Source organism: Psychrobacter sp. DM4, assembly GCF_051307035.1.
Classification (GTDB): Bacteria; Pseudomonadota; Gammaproteobacteria; order Pseudomonadales; family Moraxellaceae; genus Psychrobacter.
This window is the reverse complement of record NZ_CP195536.1, coordinates 2,096,721-2,114,535: the sequence shown is the minus strand read 5'-3', so window position 1 is coordinate 2,114,535 and position 17,815 is coordinate 2,096,721. Positions and strand designations below refer to the sequence as shown.

Annotated in this window: 12 protein-coding genes; 8 read left to right on the top strand and 4 right to left on the bottom strand. The window is 45.0% G+C overall.

The features are described 5' to 3' along the window. Positions 1–549 precede the first annotated feature (549 nt). The 5 genes from ACR64G_RS08970 (at position 550) to ACR64G_RS08950 (ending at position 6,487) form a co-directional block, all read left to right on the top strand. Positions 550–2,661 (top strand): TonB-dependent receptor domain-containing protein, encoded by a 2,112-nt coding sequence (locus ACR64G_RS08970; protein ID WP_435978958.1) that lies wholly within the window; start codon positions 550–552, stop codon positions 2,659–2,661. A gap of 186 nt (positions 2,662–2,847) precedes the next feature. After that, positions 2,848–4,233, top strand: coding sequence for a PepSY-associated TM helix domain-containing protein (locus ACR64G_RS08965; protein WP_435978957.1), 1,386 nt, complete (start codon positions 2,848–2,850; stop codon positions 4,231–4,233). Between the two features lie 156 nt (positions 4,234–4,389). Next, positions 4,390–5,376, top strand: coding sequence for a cell envelope integrity protein TolA (locus ACR64G_RS08960; RefSeq protein WP_435978956.1), 987 nt, complete (start codon positions 4,390–4,392; stop codon positions 5,374–5,376). Positions 5,377–5,472: 96 nt separating this feature from the next. Next, complete coding sequence (locus tag ACR64G_RS08955; RefSeq protein ID WP_435978955.1) at positions 5,473–6,060, top strand: MotA/TolQ/ExbB proton channel family protein; 588 nt, start codon at positions 5,473–5,475, stop codon at positions 6,058–6,060. Between the two features lie 25 nt (positions 6,061–6,085). After that, positions 6,086–6,487 (top strand): ExbD/TolR family protein, encoded by a 402-nt coding sequence (locus tag ACR64G_RS08950; protein WP_435978954.1) that lies wholly within the window; start codon positions 6,086–6,088, stop codon positions 6,485–6,487. Between the two features lie 175 nt (positions 6,488–6,662). Here ACR64G_RS08950 and ACR64G_RS08945 read toward each other — a convergent pair whose 3' ends face one another. After that, the gene (locus ACR64G_RS08945; RefSeq protein ID WP_435978953.1) at positions 6,663–7,187 is read right to left on the bottom strand and encodes a DUF2799 domain-containing protein; all 525 of its coding nucleotides are present in this window, start codon (positions 7,185–7,187) and stop codon (positions 6,663–6,665) included. A 247-nt stretch (positions 7,188–7,434) separates the two neighbouring features. Between ACR64G_RS08945 and ACR64G_RS08940 the strand changes: the two genes are divergently transcribed. Together ACR64G_RS08940 and topA are read left to right on the top strand one after the other, a co-directional pair. After that, a complete protein-coding gene (locus ACR64G_RS08940; RefSeq protein WP_435978952.1) occupies positions 7,435–8,064 on the top strand; it encodes a hypothetical protein in 630 nt (209 codons plus the stop codon). A 230-nt stretch (positions 8,065–8,294) separates the two neighbouring features. Next, a complete protein-coding gene (gene topA, locus ACR64G_RS08935; RefSeq protein WP_435978951.1) occupies positions 8,295–10,997 on the top strand; it encodes a type I DNA topoisomerase in 2,703 nt (900 codons plus the stop codon). Positions 10,998–11,095: 98 nt separating this feature from the next. On the opposite strand, the gene ACR64G_RS08930 is transcribed toward topA, so the two are convergent. The 3 genes from ACR64G_RS08930 to ACR64G_RS08920 form a co-directional block, all read right to left on the bottom strand. Continuing rightward, entirely contained in the window at positions 11,096–11,653 is a 558-nt protein-coding gene (locus tag ACR64G_RS08930) for a superoxide dismutase family protein (protein WP_435978950.1), read from the bottom strand. A 404-nt stretch (positions 11,654–12,057) separates the two neighbouring features. After that, positions 12,058–14,487, bottom strand: coding sequence for an endopeptidase La (lon, locus tag ACR64G_RS08925; protein WP_435980695.1), 2,430 nt, complete (start codon positions 14,485–14,487; stop codon positions 12,058–12,060). Positions 14,488–14,983: 496 nt separating this feature from the next. Continuing rightward, entirely contained in the window at positions 14,984–15,916 is a 933-nt protein-coding gene (locus ACR64G_RS08920) for a 5-formyltetrahydrofolate cyclo-ligase (RefSeq protein WP_435978949.1), read from the bottom strand. Between the two features lie 140 nt (positions 15,917–16,056). Here ACR64G_RS08920 and fumC point away from each other — a divergent pair, with 140 nt between their 5' ends. Further along, complete coding sequence (fumC, locus tag ACR64G_RS08915; protein WP_435978948.1) at positions 16,057–17,457, top strand: class II fumarate hydratase; 1,401 nt, start codon at positions 16,057–16,059, stop codon at positions 17,455–17,457. The last annotated feature ends 358 nt before the right edge of the window (positions 17,458–17,815 follow it).

Below are 17,815 nucleotides of genomic sequence, written 5' to 3'. Positions count from 1 at the left end.
TGTGATATAACCCCCAAAGGTAATGCTAAAATGAGAAAAGACAACCCAGTTGAGGGCTGTCTTTTATGTGTCGTTACTTATTATTGAAGCGGTTTACTAAAGCTGAACTAGCGAAGCATAAACTTCACTTCACTCACGCTAGATTCCACCGTCAGCTCTACAATCCATGCTAGCTGCGCGATTAATATTCGTCTGAACGTGCCACTCTTTGACACAAAACTCATGCCAGTGATTACCTTCATCGTTGATACGATCGACAACCAAATATTTAGAGTCACGACCTAAAGCACGTACGAGATAATGGCACACATCGAGTTTGTATTAAATACCCTGATGCGATTTGTATAAAAACTATTTTGTATTTATTGTTGCCAAAGTATTAATACTTGGTTATCATGCCTCTCATTATTTAAATGATAATAGTTATCATTAACATTAGTATTAATGAATTTGCTGCTGCTAGCGATAGCTATTTATTGATAAGTCTAAGATGTGTGAGCATCACTCACATAAATTAAAAATTTGGGAATGAAACAGAGCGAGTAGATTATGCGTGAAGACAAGTATTCGAATCAAAACAGTACTGAGCAAAAGATTTGTGGACGATTGACGGTATTATCCATAAGTGTAGCTATAGCTTTAGGGTCGCAAGTAGCGAGCGCTGCGACAACAGATAACGTGCCGACAACGACATTACAGACCATCACGGTGACCGCAAATACCTCAATACGGGACCAAGTACAAGAAGATAGCGTGTACATAGATGACTATACGCCAGCGGCGCAAGCCGATCACTTGAGTGATTTTTTGGATGTCATACCAGGTGTCACAGTAGGAGGTACCTCAACAATCAATCAACGAGTACGAGTACGTGGTCTTGATGATACCAATCTAAAAGTGACGATCGATGGCGCACGCCAAGAGGGCGCTTTGTTTTATCACATGGGTGATGTGACGATTGACCCAGATTTGCTAAAACAAGCAGAAGTCTCAGTGGGTAATAATTCTGTCACGCTTGGCAATGATGCTTTGGGCGGCGCTGTTGCATTTGAAACAGTGGATGCGGCAGACTTACTCAAGTCAGGCCAAAAAATCGGTGCTAAGTTAAAGGCAGGTTATGCTAGCAATAACGACGAGCTACTAACCGCAGTCACCATCTATGGCGCACCGACTGATGACATCGATCTATTGGCTTACTATAGTAAGCGAGATGCCAATTCTGGCAAAGATGGTAGGGGGCGCGAGCTTTTTGAAGATAGCGAAGGCGAGAATATTTTACTAAAAGCCGGCGCTTACATTGGCAATGATCACCACGTAGGCGCAAGCTTTAGCCGTACAGATAAAGAAGGTGTTTTTCCGTTTCGTCCAGACTTTCCAAGCTTGACCGATGATCCTATACCGCAAAAGGTAAGCCGCGATACATATACGCTTGATCACACTTATAATCCTGCAAGTCAGCTGATTGATATTGATACCAACATCTACCAGACAGAGACGCAAATATTACGCGACTCTGATAATGTAGGGCGCTATGAGTTTGATGCAACAGTAAAAACGACAGGCGGTAAAATTCAGAACACCAGCTTGATTGACAGTAGCGTAATCGAAGGTATTAAAGGCACTCATAAGCTCATCACAGGTGTTGAGCACTACAAAAAAGAATCCGATTTATCCAGAGACTTCCAAAAAAGAGGGGGTGATGAAGCAACCAACACTTCTTTATACGTCGAGGATCAATGGAGTATAGGCAAGCTCACCTTAATTCCTGGCGTACGCTATGATCGTTATAAATCACCAGAATTTATCTCGGGCGATCAGACGTATGATAATGTCGTGGGCGCGCTTGCGGCCAGTTACGAGATTGCCCCTAGTACGCAAGTATTTGCCAGCTACACGCAACTGTTCAATGGCCCTGACTTAGGGCAGGCCGTCTTCAATAGCAATGGTGCTGGCATTTATGTTAATGATGATCTAAAGTCAGAAGAAGGCTCTAATGCTGAGGTCGGTATTGCAACGACGCTGCGCGGGTTGACAGTGGCTGATGATGCGTTGCAACTAAGTGCCAAATACTTCATAACTGATATCGAAAACTATCAGCAATATGTCAGAACCGGAGATCGCGCAGGTCGCTATGGTCTCAACTGTACGACTGGCGAGCGCGGCGCGTCTGGTAATTTGCAAGACTGCCAAGGCATGATCAACAGCGATGAAGACTACGAGATCAAAGGCGTTGAGCTAGCAGCTGACTATAGTACTGCTAACTTTGGAATGGGACTGAGCTACGCGCGCGCGCGTAGCGAGGGCGACCAAACAGGTGATAGTATTCCCTCAGTGAGTGGCGGTAGTGCTGACTCAGGTGATCGCTATATGGTGAACTTAAATTATAAGCCAAGCGATATCGTGGGTTTAGGATGGCGTAGTACTTATGTTGCATCCATTGCCGATAATCAGGGCGATACAAAGCCAAACTATGATGTACATGATGTTTATATGAACTATGCACCGCGTCAGCTTGACGGCGTAACCGCAACGCTTGGAGTGTATAACCTATTCGATGAAACTTATGCTAGCCATTCCTCTCGTCTTAATACGACAGCGGATGCCTCTACTGACTTTGAGGCTGGTCGCAATATCAAAGCGTCTTTGAGCTATCAATTCTAGAATCAAAGCAATCCATTAAAATACAAAAAATTCGGCTCTTTGATTTAGAGAGCTGACTTTCTGACAAGTAGTGCCAATCGATAAGCGAGTCATAATAAACTAGTCACAATAAGTAACTAAATCTAAAGGTAACTACTTGTCAGCGTACTCAAATTTATCACATCGCTTTTATTAAGACTCAACAGAATGACTTCATCTAACTTACGTCAAAGCTGTCTATGGATACATCATTATACTGGTCTTGTCATGGCAGGATTTTTATTTGTAGCGGGGCTAACAGGCTCTCTGCTAGCCTTTCACGAAGAGCTTGATCACCGGTTTAATCAAGATCTCGCTTATATTGAAGCGATGCAAAATCCGCAGCTCCCTATTGCCACGCTTCATGATAGGGTGGTTAGCGCTTACCCGCAGTATGCTTTTTCTAGTATGCCAACATCGATAGAGGCTGAGCGCTCAGCAGTATTTTCGGTAGATAGAGTCCGAGGTCTGGCTGCTAATAATCAGTCCAATGCCCGATTTCAAGAGGTTTATGTTCACCCTTATACGGGCGACATTATCGGTACTCGTGATAGAGATGAGTGGACGTGGCGCAAGACGATGTGGAAAGTATTTTGGCTGCACCGTGAGCTATTACTTGGCGATATAGGTAAGCTTTTGTTGGGTATAATCTCATTGATATGGACACTCAACTGTTTTATTGGCTTTTATCTCACTTTTCCTCGCAAAGTAACCAACAAGAAGCCCAAGCTCAATCAGCACCACCCCTTAAAAAAACGAGCTTCTTTTATAACGCGTTGGCTACCTGCTTGGAAAATCCGTACCAGGACCAATACCTTTAAGCTTAACTATGATCTGCATCATGCCTTTGGTTTGTGGCTATGGGTGATACTATTTATCATTGCTTGGTCAAGCGTAGGTTTTAATCTTCCTCAATTCTATCAGCCTGTGATGCAGGCTGTTGTCGGATTAGAATATCAAGGCGAAAGGCAAGCAAACCTGCAACAACCCAATGCGAACACTGCCTCAGGTAGACAAGTTTCTCGCACAGAAATGGGTACTAGTATTGAAGCGGTAAAGAATGAGGTTGCTGATATCGATACGGTTGATGTGGTCAATAAAGCCCATAGCATTGCCTATTTGAGCGAGCAGGCTGAAATCGCTACTCAAAGTCAGGGCATAAGCGTACAGCAGTTATTAGGCATACGTTGGATAGAGGATGAGAGCGAGTGGCAACTGCGCTTCAAAACGAATAAGGATATTGGTAAAAAAGGCGGTGCATCATCCATCACGGTCAATGCAAAAACTGGTAGCGTTGAGCGTGTGAACTTTGGCTATCAAAACTCATCATTTGGTAGCCAAACCAACCATTGGTTATCAACCTTGCACATGGGTCATATTAGTCTTGGGTTTGGTCATTTACTATATCAAGTATTCCTAGCGCTAGTAGGTTTGGCAGTAAGTGTATTATCAGTCACTGGCGTATATCTTTGGTACAAAGGCAAAAAGCGCCGCCATAAAAGTGCTCAGTCTAAGACTATCAAGAAAGATAAGCGGGTTGCCAGTATACTGTGAAGTACGACTAGTTTTAAAATTATTATTGATAATGATTCTCATTTATAATATCATCTAGCCATCTCTGAGTTTGAGCCTTTCAATTTTCTACAATGCTTACTCATAATAGATAATTACTCAAAATTCTTGTGCCATTAACCTAAGCTGTAGAGCGTTATGAATTCGACTACTAGCCACTCATCACCGTATAAACTCATACTGATTGTCATCGGTGTCGTGGTGAGTTTGCACGTCTTGACCGCGATGGCATTGGTCATGATAAAGCCGCAATCTGTCCCAGCCCAGCCACTTGAAGCAGATGAGGTTACGCCGATAGAGATTGAGCTAGTAACGCCGCCTGTTAATATCGAACAGATAGTGACCAAAGAAGTAGAGGTAGAGCCTACAAGAGAGGATAACGTTCAGCCCAAAGCCAAATCTATCGCTGCTGTTAAGCCGCAAGTTGTCAAAAAGCTTGAGCCTACTAATAAGTCTACGCCTGTCGTCAAAAAACAGACGGTTAATGAAGATAGAAAAGTTGTAGAATCAAAGGATAAAGTAGTAGAAGATAAGCCCAAGGCGCCGCAGCAGCCCATCAAAAAACAGCCAGTTCAAGTAGCTAATACCTCTACACAAGAAGAGCTTAGTGCTCAAAGGCTTAGGAAGCAGCAGAGAGTGTTAGCCGCACAAGCTGAGGCTGAGACGGCATTACAGGCAGAGAATCTGCGTAAACAGCAGCAAGCGCAAAAAGAGGCACAAGATAAAGCCAATGCTGCTAAAGAAGCGCAAAAAAGAGTCGCTGAGCGGCAAGCTTTAGCATCCGCACAAGCACAGGTAGAACAAGAAGCTGCAGCGCAAGCGACAAGTAATGAGCCTGCCGCTTATGGCAACATAGGTCAGTCAAGCTGGTTAAGAGAACCTGTATTTACCTCTATCCAAAATAAAAATTATGGTTTTAGAGGGTCTGAAGCTTCAATTAGAGTGAGTATGACGGTGGACTCAAGTGGTAATATAAGTAATATAAAAATATCTCAAAGCTCAGGCAAAAACGCATTTGATAGAGATTTTGTAAACGCTTTATCCAGAGCTAAACTAAATCCTGCTACAAGAGGTAATGCTCCTACTAAAAGCATAGCTAATTTTTCGTTTCGTATGACACTATAACGACAGAGATGACAAGAAATTGCAAAAATAGTCATTTTATAAATTCAGAGCTATTAATTCTTTATATCTAAACCAAGCAACACACTAGGAGTCTACATGGACTTTATGAGCTACTGGCAATACAGCGATATGGTGACAAAGGCGCTGTTTTTTATACTACTCGCGCTATCGATACTCTCTTGGGTGACCGGTATTATCCGTATTATTCAAAGCCGCAACTTGGCAAGCACGGTAGCGGACGATTTGAGCGCGCAGATTCAAGCCAAACAGACAGATCTGAGCACAGGTGATGTTGCTACTCGCCGCTTGGTTATAGAGCAGGCGCTACTCAAGCATATCGGCCGCTATCGTTTTGCTAGTGAGCGCGGACTGCCTATATTAGGGACGACGGCGGCTATTGCGCCCTTTATCGGATTGTTCGGTACGGTATGGGGTATCTTTCATGCGCTCAGTAATATCGGTAGCACAGGTCAAGCGGGGCTTGCGCAAGTAGCAGGTCCTGTAGGTGAGGCGCTGATCATGACAGGACTTGGCATCGCAGTCGCTATTCCCGCAGTGGTGTTTTATAACTTAGCTATCCGTATCAATCGCCGCGTTATGTATCATGCCAATGACCGCGCGCATGAATTGTTGGCACAATCGATGACGTCCAGTACAGCGACTGATATCGCAAAGAACATATAAATACCGACAAAACATTGAGAATATTATGGCATTTCAATTGGGTGACGATGACACGCAGAGCATGAATGAGATGAACCTTATTCCGCTCATTGATGTCATGCTCGTCTTGATGATTATATTTCTATTGACCGCGACAGTACTCAATCCAACGGTGCCGCTGGATCTACCGCAGACTAGCGCGCAGGTTAACGAGACGCCAGAAGAGGTCATTCAGATTAGTATCGATAAAGATGCTGGACTATTTTGGGATGATGAGGCGATTACTATGGAGGAGTTAAACTCACGGCTAAGCTTAGAAGGGCAGGCGGATGATGAGCCCTCAATTCATTTGCGTGCTGATAAAGACAGTAAGTACGATACTGTCGCACAAGTACTAGCGGCAGCGAGTACAGCGGGACTGACCAAGATAGCTTTTGTCAATGAATAAGGTTTTTACAAAAATAAGCGGGCTAAATAAATTAGCAAAGCTCCAAGCAAAAATATGATCAAAACAATCACAATGAAAATTAAAATAATAACGCTATCTCCGACCTCGCTTTGACTAAGCGAGGTTTTTATTTGACAAGGTTTTCTTTACCTTTTCTAATTTACCTTTTAAGGGACTACCAGCCATAGCCAAACGGCCCATAACCGTAGCGACCGTAGCCGCTAAAACCAAAGGGATAGGGCGAGCGCAGATAGTCAAGATCACGCTGGCGGATATAATAGTAGCGCCCTTGCGAGTAGGCTTCCTCTAACTTCTCAATACCCTCAAGTGGACAGACCGGCTGCCAGTCATAGCCTTCGCGCCCAACCTTGTAAGCATTTAGCTCCGTACAATAAGTCTTTAGCCCTTGCTGGCGACCTTGCTCCCACATAACGCGATTGGGCGTCGCACCAACGACGCTAGCGCAGCTATTGGTATAGTAACCAAAATAAGCGCCTGAGCGACCGCGCATACCATCGACATAGCCGACCTCTTGCCAGTTACTGCCTTGACACTGCTCTGGTGTGAGACTCTTTTGGGTAGTGGCGCAGCCAGACAAAGCGAGCAAAGCGGCGCCTACAACAGATAAAGTCAGACTAGATTTGCCCATCATCGATGAGCTTTGCAACTTTGACTGAAATACAGCTAATAAGGGAATCATAATAAACCTGCGCGCATCGGGAGTTATGGTTTATGATAGCACCTTTTTACACGCCGTAACTTTTTGCGTCTTGTTACCGAGCATAATTTTTGTCGTTAAGTGCTTGAAAGCTAAGTATATAACGGTAGATAGATGCTCATGTCTTTATCGCCTGCTATTCGCTCAAGCTTGATTTTTGAATATGTACACTCATTATAAGTAGCGGCTACTGCTTTACTTCACTATTTTGCTTTAGGGTTTGATTGTCATGGGAATATGGATCGCCATTCTTATCGTAATGTTCGTACTAGGCAGTATGATGGCGCTCAAACCTAGCGGTATCGATCAGCGTTTAGACAAGCTGCGTATCGAGGCGCGTCGTATGCAACTTAACCCAAAGCTCGTTGCTTGTCCTGAGTGGATGCAAGGCCGTGATAACGAGATGGGGCGCGGTATGATAGGGCAGTATGGCCTAGTGTTAGACAACATCAAAATGCCCCATACACGCTACAAAGCTATCAATGGTGAGTGGCGTGCAGATAACAGCACCAAAGATACTGTGGTAGATACAAGTACCAAGCTCGATATTCCAACGGCGGTACGCACAAGTACTCAGATGAGTAAAACAAAGCTACCGCCCAAGATAGATTTTAGTTTAGACAAGGTGCCGCTTGAGCTACCGCCAACCATAGAGCCGTTTGTCAAGGCGCTCATTACTCAGGCCAATAGCGTGATTATCTATTGGGAGGATATCGACTATGTGCGCCCATCGACCAATCCTGCTTATAAATCGTATAACATTGAGCCTGACCTATCGGTGCTCAAAACCCAGTTAGAAAAATGGGCATTACAAGTGCAAAACGCACAAAAAAGTGCAAGCCAATTGCCAATAATTTAGCATGGCTTAACAGCAAAACCTCTTTTATTATCCAAACTGTTTTAGGCAAAGCGCTGTTTTACAGTTGACATCCCAACTCATAGCAGTGTAACGTCTTTGTAATTAGGTTACGGTTATCTATCTATTATGGGTAACCTGATACTCTGTTTTAGATACTATTATTTTTATAATCAACTCTTATCTAGTTATTTGTAACCCCTTTTAATCCCTTTATTATGGTGTCGTCTGATATGGCAAAAACCACAACTAAAAGAACCATCAAAGCTACCGGCAGTGCCAAAAAGCCTCGAGCTTCAAAGAGCACTAAAGCGGCTGATTCAGAGGGTAGTACTCTCTCTAAAGGCAAATCGTTGGTGATCGTCGAATCCCCCGCCAAAGCAAAAACCATCAATAAATATTTAGGCACCGACTTCGTTGTACGCTCAAGTATCGGTCATGTGCGTGACCTACCTGTAGGCGCAAGTAAAAGCGCCAAAAAAACCACCGCTAATAAAGACGAGACGCTATCAAAAGAAGAAAAAGCCCAGCAAGCGTTGGTACGCCGTATGGGGGTTGATCCTGAACACGGCTGGAAAGCGGTCTATGAAGTGCTACCAAACAAAACCAAGGTCATCAAAGAGCTCAAAGCACTCGCCAAAGACGCCGATACCATTTATCTAGCAACGGATATGGATCGCGAGGGAGAGGCTATCGCTTGGCATCTTAAAGAAGTCATCGGTGGGCCTGATAGTAAGTATCAGCGCGTGGTCTTTAACGAGATTACCAAATCGGCGATTCAAAACGCCTTTAAGCAGCCCTCAAAGCTCGACATCGACCGCGTCAATGCGCAGCAAGCAAGACGATTTTTGGATCGCGTTGTCGGTTTTATGGTCTCGCCAATCCTCTGGCAAAAGGTCGCTCGCGGCTTATCAGCAGGGCGCGTACAGTCGGTCGCTATGCGTCTGGTCGTTGAGCGTGAGCATGAGATTCGTGCTTTTATTCCAGAAGAGTATTGGCAGATCCATGCTGACACGCATATCGATGACAAAAAAGAAGCAGATATAAGCATCCGCTTAGAGGCCACCAAGCAGGATAACAAAAACCTCAAACTGGTCAATAAAGAGCAGACTGATAAAGTTTTAGACGTTCTCAAATCGAACGACTATATCGTCAAAGAGCGTGAAGAGAAGCCGACACAGTCGCGTCCTAGCGCGCCGTTTATCACCTCAACGTTGCAACAAGCGGCCAGTACGCGCCTAGGGTTCTCAGTCAAAAAGACCATGATATTAGCGCAGCGTCTTTATGAGGCGGGTCATATTACTTATATGCGTACCGACTCGACATTCTTGTCAGGGGACGCACTAGCCAATGCTCGCGGCTATATCGAAGACAGCTACGGCAAAAATTACGTACCAGAAAAGCCCAACTTTTATGGCAATAAGCAAAACGCGCAAGAGGCGCATGAAGCAATCAGACCCTCTAACGTTAATATGAAATCCACTCAACTCAAAGGCGTAGAGCGCGATGCTATTCGTCTCTACGAGCTGATCTGGCGTCAGTTTGTGGCCTGTCAGATGTTGCCAGCCAAGTATCTATCGGTCAATCTATTTGTAGAAGCGGGTAACGTCGAGCTAAAAGCCCGTGGTCGTACCATGACCTTTGACGGGTTTACTCGTGTGATGCCGCCTGCCAAAACCGATGATACCTTGCTGCCTGATGTCAAAAAAGGCGACAAGCTCATACTCGATAAGCTCGACCCCAGCCAGCACTTTACCAAGCCGCCGCCGCGCTATACTGAGGCCAGCCTCGTCAAAGAGCTTGAGAAGAAGGGTATCGGTCGTCCCTCGACTTATGCGTCGATCATCTCAACCATTCAAGATCGCGGTTATGTCAAACTTGAGAATAAGCGCCTGTTTGCCGAAAAGATGGGCGATATTGTCACTGATAGATTAACAGATAGCTTTCCTGATTTGATGGATTATACCTTTACCGCCGCGCTTGAGGACAAGCTTGACCATGTGGCAGAAGGCGACACTGATTGGAAAGATGTGTTAGATAACTTCTATGGAGACTTTAAAAAGAAAGTTGAACATGCCAAAGACAAGGATGGCATGCGTCCCAATGACCCCACCGATGTGCCCGATGTACACTGTGATATATGCGCGCGTCCGATGCAACTGCGCACGGGTTCAACAGGAGTATTCTTAGGGTGCACAGGCTACAATCTACCGCCAAAAGAGCGCTGTAAAGGTACCAAGAATTTGATGCCCGTTGAAGCCTTTGCCAATCTTGACGATGCGGAGGGCGATGACGAAGCGGCTGAAGTCAAAGACTTGATGGAGAAAAAACGCTGTCCCAAAGACGGTACGGCGATGAACGGCTATATCGTTGACGGCGGTCTTAAATTGCATATTTGTGGCAATAATCCAGATTGTGACGGTTATATTCTAGAAGAAGGCAAATTTGAAGTTCCAGGCTCTGATGCGCCTACTATCGATTGTAATAAGTGCGATGGACAAATGGAGCTAAAGACTGGACGCTTTGGTCCTTATTTTGCTTGTCAAAACTGTGACAATACGCGCAAAGTACTCAAAACGGGTGAGCCTGCGCCGCCGCGTATGGATCCTATCCACTTGCCGGATCTCAAGTCCACCAAGCATGATGATTACTTTATCTTGCGTGAAGGGGCAGCTGGGATGTTCTTAGCCGCGTCCAAGTTTCCAAAGGTGCGTGAGACACGTCCGCCAAAACTAGCCGAATTACGAGAAATCAAAGATAAGATGGAAGACAAGTTCCAGTACTTATTTGAAGGACCTGACGAAGACCCTGATGGCAATTCAACTATTTTGCGTTGGTCGCGTAAGAAAAAAGAGCAGTACATCGGTTCTGAGAAAAATGGTAAAGCCACGCGCTGGGGTGTTTATTGGCGTAAAGGCGAGTGGGTAGAAGAGTAGTCTCTTCTTACTACCTACCAGCTCATATTTTCAATAAAAAAACCTCTTAGCAATCTAAGAGGTTTTTTACTGTCTAATTTTAAATCTTTAAAAGCTTATCAGCTCTTTTCAATGATACCGCAGGCAATACGATCGCCTGAGTTTCCTGATGGTTGGCTAGTATAATCATCGGCATTACTATGTACGATAAAGGCCAAACGGTTGACACTATATTTGCCAGCTGGCGTCGCTGTTATTTGCTTGTTTACAAAGTTAATAGTAGCAACGCCATCTTCGTTCGCCGTTAGGTTCGGCAAATCGCCAGCATGACCCATCACATCTTCAGGGTTAGAATGCGGGTAGTTGTCAGGATTGAAGTGACCGCCAGCGGCTTTGCCCATCATAGCGCAGCTACCTGTCTCATGAATGTGTAAAGCGACTGTTTTACCAGGTGCCAAATTCATAAGCTTACCATAAACTTGTACACCGCCATCGACAGGACGCAAAAATAGCTGTCCGACTTCAGTATCATTACCATCGACAGTATTAACTGTAGATTTGAGCGTTGGTTGATTGAGTGGGTTACCGGTTTGTAATTGATCTTGAACCGTTTGACAACCTGTCATCGCTATAGCTGAACCGCATAATAGGACACTTGCAAGCATAGTCTTATTCATTGTTTTCTCCAATTGATTACATATTGATTTAGAATTTTATTTATTGTCTTTAACCGCAAAGGTATAAGACAGAGTGTTAATGTCGAAATCAGTATAGCCAAGACGTAGACATAGTTATTTATTAAAAGCGCAACAATCAGTTAATAAGTGTAAGTATTGTAGGGGTTTGAAAGTCTCTTACCGCACTTGATTTATTTCATTCTTCCAAATAAGCGTCTCGCTGGTATCTAGTTTCTGAGTGAGTAAGTAATAAAGCCATCGTTGTTACCAGATAAACATGTCTTTAAGATATAGCATAGCGTCTGATCTAGACTATTTTTGCAGCACAAAAAAGCCGCCTATCATAAAAGATAAGCGGCTTTTTAATTTTGTTACTATCAAAGCTCGTTGAATTTTAGCGAAGCTTAGTTACGTAGTGCTTTATCCGACGTTTTATCAACCACCGCTTTAGCAGGCTTAAGCGGTTTTGGTATACTGACCAAAGCCACTTTAAGCACTTCATCGATTGTCGCTACGGGCTGAATCGTCAAACCCTCTTTGACGTTATCAGGGATATCTGCCAAATCACGCTCGTTAGAGGCTGGAATCAATACATGCTTGATACCGCCGCGATGCGCTGCCAGTAGCTTCTCTTTGAGACCACCGATGCGCAGGATCTTACCACGCAAAGTAATCTCACCTGTCATCGCAATATCAGGACGGATAGCAATACCTGTAATCGCCGAGACCAAGGCTGTCGTCAGTGCGCCGCCTGCTGATGGACCGTCTTTTGGCGTCGCACCCTCTGGCATATGCACATGGACGTCAGTGGTCTTGAAGGTGTCATAGTCAATACCTAAGCTATCGCCGCGAGCACGAACGACGGTCATCGCTGCGCGAATAGATTCTTTCATGACGTCACCTAAGGATCCTGTAAAGCTAAGCTCACCTTTGCCTTTCATAGCGACGGCTTCAATGGTAAGCAGCTCGCCACCGACTTGTGTCCAAGCAAGTCCTGTGACGCGACCAATCTCAGGGTCTTTTTCAGCCAGACCGTAGTCAAACTGATGTACGCCAAGATAGTCATCTATATTGCTGTCATCGACCACGACCAGCTGACGGTCGTCTTTTTTCGGAGCACGTGCACCATGAGTCTCAACCGAACCGCGAACCACTTTGCGGCAGATTTTATTGACTTCACGCTCAAGGTTACGCACGCCTGCTTCACGCGTATAGCTGCGTACGATGCTATGCAACGCCGCCTCGACAATCTCAATCTCACCGTCTTTTAGACCATTTTGCTTGATCGCTTTTGGTACGAGATACTTCTGAGCGATATTGACCTTTTCTTCTTCGGTATAACCTGGCAGACGGATGACTTCCATACGGTCGAGCAGCGCAGGCGGGATATCCATGCTATTTGCGGTACAGATGAACATCACTTGTGATAAGTCCAAATCCATATCGAGATAATGGTCGTTGAACGTATCATTCTGTGAGGGATCAAGAACCTCAAGCAAGGCTGATGCAGGATCACCGCGGAAGTCTTGCGCCATTTTGTCCACTTCATCTAACAAGAACAGCGGGTTTTTGACTTCTACTTTGGCTAGAGACTGTACGATCTTACCCGGCATCGCACCGATATAAGTACGACGATGACCACGGATCTCCGCTTCATCACGGACGCCGCCGAGCGCCATACGGACGAACTTACGACCCGTTGCTCGTGCAATCGACTCACCGAGTGAAGTTTTACCAACACCAGGAGGACCGACGAGACAAAGAATCGGACCGCGAAGCTTTTTCACTCGTGATTGAACGGCGAGGTATTCTAAGATGCGATCTTTGACATCTTTTAGACCATAGTGATCTTCATCTAGAGTGGCTTTGGCTTTTTCTAAATTGATTGATACTTTGGTCGTCGCATTCCACGGCGTATCCAATATCCACTCAATATAGTTGCGCACGACCGAGGACTCAGAGGACGCCGGCGGCATCATCTTGAGCTTCTTCATCTCTTGTTCCGCTTTTTTGCGCACATCTTCTGGCAAGTCGGCGTCTGCTAGGCGTAGCTCAAGCTCACCCACATCATCTTCACCATCGAACGCGCCGTCGCTCATATCAGACAGCTCATTCTTGATCGCTTTCATCTTTTCGTTCAAGAAGTACTCGCGCTGGTTGTCTTCCATCTGCTGACGCACAGCGTCTTGGATATCTTGTTCGATATTTTGCTCAGCGCTCTGCTTGACCAGATACTCAGTCAAAGTATTGATATGAGTCTTGATGTCATTGTCTTCTAAGAACGACTGCTTGACCTCCAAATCCATTGAGACGCGAGTTGAGATGAAATATACCAGCTCAAGTAAGTCGTCTATGCGTTTGGCGACGCGAGTCAACTCACGCGCGTTACGTAGGCGCGCATCAGCATAGCTCTCAAACAAGCTAGTGAGGGCTTTGATCGTGTTTTTTTGTTGACTGTCGTCCATAGCGACGTCGATATCAGCACGCTCAAAGCTTGCCATCAATAGCTCACCATGATCTTCTAACGTATCAACGCGGGCGCGGTATTCGCCTTCGATAAGTACCTTTATGCAATTCTCATCACTGTCATGTGGCATGGTGCTAACGATGCGGCAAACCGTACCGTACTGATACAAGTTATCTTGATCAATGTCTTCTGTCAGCGAGTCTTTTTGCGCGACGACTAGGACTTTATTGCCGTACTCGCTCTGTGCTAATTCAACGGCTTTGACCGAGGGCGCGCGGCCGACGAATAGGGCGATTTGCATGTGCGGATACACCACGACATCACGTAGCGCTAATAGCGGCAAGTAATGGTCTGACTTGTTATCCATGATTGTGTCATCAGTCTCTGGCACGACTGCCGAGACATCGATGTCGATGTTGTCTTTATCGATATTATAGTCACTCATATATTCAATCCTCGTTCACTAGACTTGTTCAGTCAAGTTAGTGTTTCATGTTAAATAAATGGTGTCCGCAAGCAAAATTGCAAGGCTTATAGTTCAACAGGCTTAACGACAAGAAATATTGATAAAATGCCCTATCGTATCCTCAACTGACAGTTTCTATGCATAGGCTTTGTAGTCAAAATCAGGTGAACTGACGCCCTTTTAAAAGGCTGATAGTCTCGACCAAAGCGATGGCGGTTCCAGCACTTGGTATGTTTATCGGTTTACTGACAGCCGTGTTTATCGGCTATCGCAGGCCGCGTCAGTAATAGCGTGGTGCCGAACTTTCTTCATTATAGTATTCCGCTACTTACGTTTAGCTGGATTGCAGCGATGGTGTTGTGAAACTTGATGGTGTTTGGCGCACCCTACACATTACTCACTTTAATTCATCATCTCCATCAAAATCCCCAATCTCACCACTCAAACCAGCTATAAAAGCATCACTCTGCGCTAGCAATTCATTCAAGCGTGCTTCATTAATCACCTTTGATAATTCCTTAGCGCTAAAGTCTTGTTCTTGACTGTAGTAAAGCATCTCGCGAGCATCATCATTGCCCAATGCTTGTAAGTACATATCAACCGTATCAGCGCTAGACGTTTCTACTTCTAACTCTTTAATAGGATTGGGTTGAAACCACCTCAAGCCGCTAGGCGTAATCAAGCCATCTAATGGCACGTCCCATGACTGGCGCGCAAGCTGTTCTACGACTTGAAAGTCATAGCACCAGCCAATCTTCAACGGTTTCTTGACACCTGAACGATAGCTTTTACCAAGCGTCGTATCATAAAACCCACCACCCATACCCATACGATTGCCATCCAAATCTACTGCCACCAGTGGACAAATAACCACGTCCAAATCTTTTGCCCATAGTAGCTGACGACTGTGATTTTGCTTCATGCCTAAGCTATGAATCCGAGTCGGTACGTTCACCAGTTTTGAATGATAAATCGGTACAAAGCGCAAGCGTTTATCATTGATGCCAAGTGAGCCTACGACGGGCAGGTAAGCTTGATAGTTTAGACGCTGGCACCAATCAAGCAGTGGCTGAGTCGGCAGCTCGCCGAAGCCGTCATAGTAGAGACCAATACGCGCCTTCGCAGGCAAGCGTGATTTTAGCTTAGTTAAATGCAAACTCGCTGACTGAGCCAAATTTCTACGTTCGCCGTTGCTTAACTGGCGACGCTGACGAGTGAAATGTCGTCTAGGTGGATTACGAGTTGTAGGGCAAGATGGAACAGCATCGGTTGGCGATAAGTTACGGTTTAAGTCTGTATTAAGTGGTTCTAAATCGACATTTTTAGACATCGTTATCCTCGCAGACGTTGAGAAATTTGTAATAAGTCATGCTATCATAACGGCACTTTATATCTTATCTACTTTATGTGCAGCACTTGCTGCGCTATTTATCATAAGCAGTTATTCACACACTATAAAAGAGGATTGTTATGTCACAGAATCAAGCCACTCGTACCGAAAAAGACACTATGGGTAATGTCGAAGTTCCAAGCGAGGCTTATTGGGGCGCGCAAACTCAGCGTAGCCGTGAGAACTTCAAAATCGGTGGCGAGACGTTGCCGCGTCCGATGTTAGAGGCGATGGCACTGGTCAAAAAAGCCGCTGCGATTACTAATGCCAGCCTTGAGCGTATTGATAGCGACAAGCGCGACTTGATCGTACAAGCGGCTGATGAAGTTATCAACGGCGGTTTAACGGATCAGTTTCCATTAGTCGTGTGGCAGACGGGTTCTGGCACCCAGTCAAACATGAATATGAACGAAGTGCTTGCTAACCGTGCTAACGAAATCGCAGGTTCTGAGCGCGGCAGCTATCAGCCGATTCACCCGAACGACCATGTCAATCACGCCCAATCGACCAACGACAGCTTCCCAACCGCTATTCGTGTCGCTGCCGCGCGTCAAATCAACAGCTTATTGATTCCAGCGGTAAAAGCACTACGCGATACGCTAGATGCCAAAGCCAAAGAGTTTGATAGTATCGTCAAGATTGGTCGTACGCACTTACAAGACGCGACACCTTTGACGCTAGGTCAAGAATTTAGCGGTTATGTGAGCCAGTTAGATCATGCGTTAACTCGCATTGACAATGCGCTACAAGGTTTATATGAATTGCCATTAGGTGGTACTGCGGTTGGTACGGGTCTAAATGCTCATCCTGATTATGCAGTAAAATCGGCTGAGCAATTATCAACCTTGACAGGCTTGCCATTCGTCACGTCACCAAACAAGTTTGAAGCGCTAGCGGCTCGTGATGCCGAAGTCTTTGCGTCAGGCGCACTCAAAACCTTAGCGGCAAGCTTAAACAAAATCGCTAACGATGTGCGTTGGCTCGCCTCAGGTCCTCGTTGTGGTTTAGGTGAATTGACCATTCCTGAGAATGAGCCAGGCTCGTCCATCATGCCAGGCAAAGTAAACCCAACCCAGTCAGAAGCGATGACCATGGTTGTGGCGCAAGTTATGGGTAATGACGTAACGATTAGCATGGCGGGCGCGTCAGGTAACTTTGAGCTGAACGTGTATAAGCCAGTGATTGCCTTTAACTTGTTGCAATCTATCCAGCTGCTCGGTGATGCCTGCAACAGCTTTAACGACAATTGCGCGGTTGGCATTGAGCCTGTAAAAGACAAAATCGATGACTTCTTGCACAACTCATTAATGCTAGTCACCGCATTGAACCGTCATGTTGGTTATGAAAATGCCGCGAAGATTGCCAAGACCGCATACAAAGAAAACAAAACCTTGAAGCAAGTTGCCGTTGAGCTTGGTCTAATGACCGAAGCGCAGTTCGACGAGTGGGTCACGCCAGCAGATATGGTGCATCCTTCTTAATTTATATGTTTCGTTTTAAGTTAATTTAAAGACCTTGTCATGTTATGTGGCAAGGTCTTTTTATTTTTCAAAAGGATACTTTATTTATATTTAAATATTAGTCTGAATTTGAACGTTACGAGTTGTTTTGTTACGCATTTTACTAAAAATAGTGCTATAGAATTTTGATAAAAATCACAACTTTTATTGAGGCATCGAAATTTTTATCGTGCCACTATTTGGCAACATTGTTTATCGATTCAACACATAGGCTGTTCCCTAGAGATACATTTTTTGTTACTATACTATTGTTTGTATGTGAATTTGTATTTATTAATATTTCTACTCAAAAGAAATAGTTAAAACAGGGATAACTTAT

Excerpts from the sequence above, each read along its gene's own strand:
- ACR64G_RS08970 (WP_435978958.1), top strand. The coding sequence starts at position 550 with ATGCGTGAAGACAAGTATTCGAATCAAAACAGTACTGAGCAAAAGATT.
- ACR64G_RS08965 (WP_435978957.1), top strand. The coding sequence starts at position 2,848 with ATGACTTCATCTAACTTACGTCAAAGCTGTCTATGGATACATCATTAT.
- ACR64G_RS08960 (WP_435978956.1), top strand. The coding sequence starts at position 4,390 with ATGAATTCGACTACTAGCCACTCATCACCGTATAAACTCATACTGATT.
- ACR64G_RS08955 (WP_435978955.1), top strand. The coding sequence starts at position 5,473 with ATGGACTTTATGAGCTACTGGCAATACAGCGATATGGTGACAAAGGCG.
- ACR64G_RS08950 (WP_435978954.1), top strand. The coding sequence starts at position 6,086 with ATGGCATTTCAATTGGGTGACGATGACACGCAGAGCATGAATGAGATG.
- ACR64G_RS08945 (WP_435978953.1), bottom strand. The coding sequence starts at position 7,187 with ATGATTCCCTTATTAGCTGTATTTCAGTCAAAGTTGCAAAGCTCATCG.
- ACR64G_RS08940 (WP_435978952.1), top strand. The coding sequence starts at position 7,435 with ATGGGAATATGGATCGCCATTCTTATCGTAATGTTCGTACTAGGCAGT.
- topA (WP_435978951.1), top strand. The coding sequence starts at position 8,295 with ATGGCAAAAACCACAACTAAAAGAACCATCAAAGCTACCGGCAGTGCC.
- ACR64G_RS08930 (WP_435978950.1), bottom strand. The coding sequence starts at position 11,653 with ATGAATAAGACTATGCTTGCAAGTGTCCTATTATGCGGTTCAGCTATA.
- lon (WP_435980695.1), bottom strand. The coding sequence starts at position 14,487 with ATGGATAACAAGTCAGACCATTACTTGCCGCTATTAGCGCTACGTGAT.
- ACR64G_RS08920 (WP_435978949.1), bottom strand. The coding sequence starts at position 15,916 with ATGTCTAAAAATGTCGATTTAGAACCACTTAATACAGACTTAAACCGT.
- fumC (WP_435978948.1), top strand. The coding sequence starts at position 16,057 with ATGTCACAGAATCAAGCCACTCGTACCGAAAAAGACACTATGGGTAAT.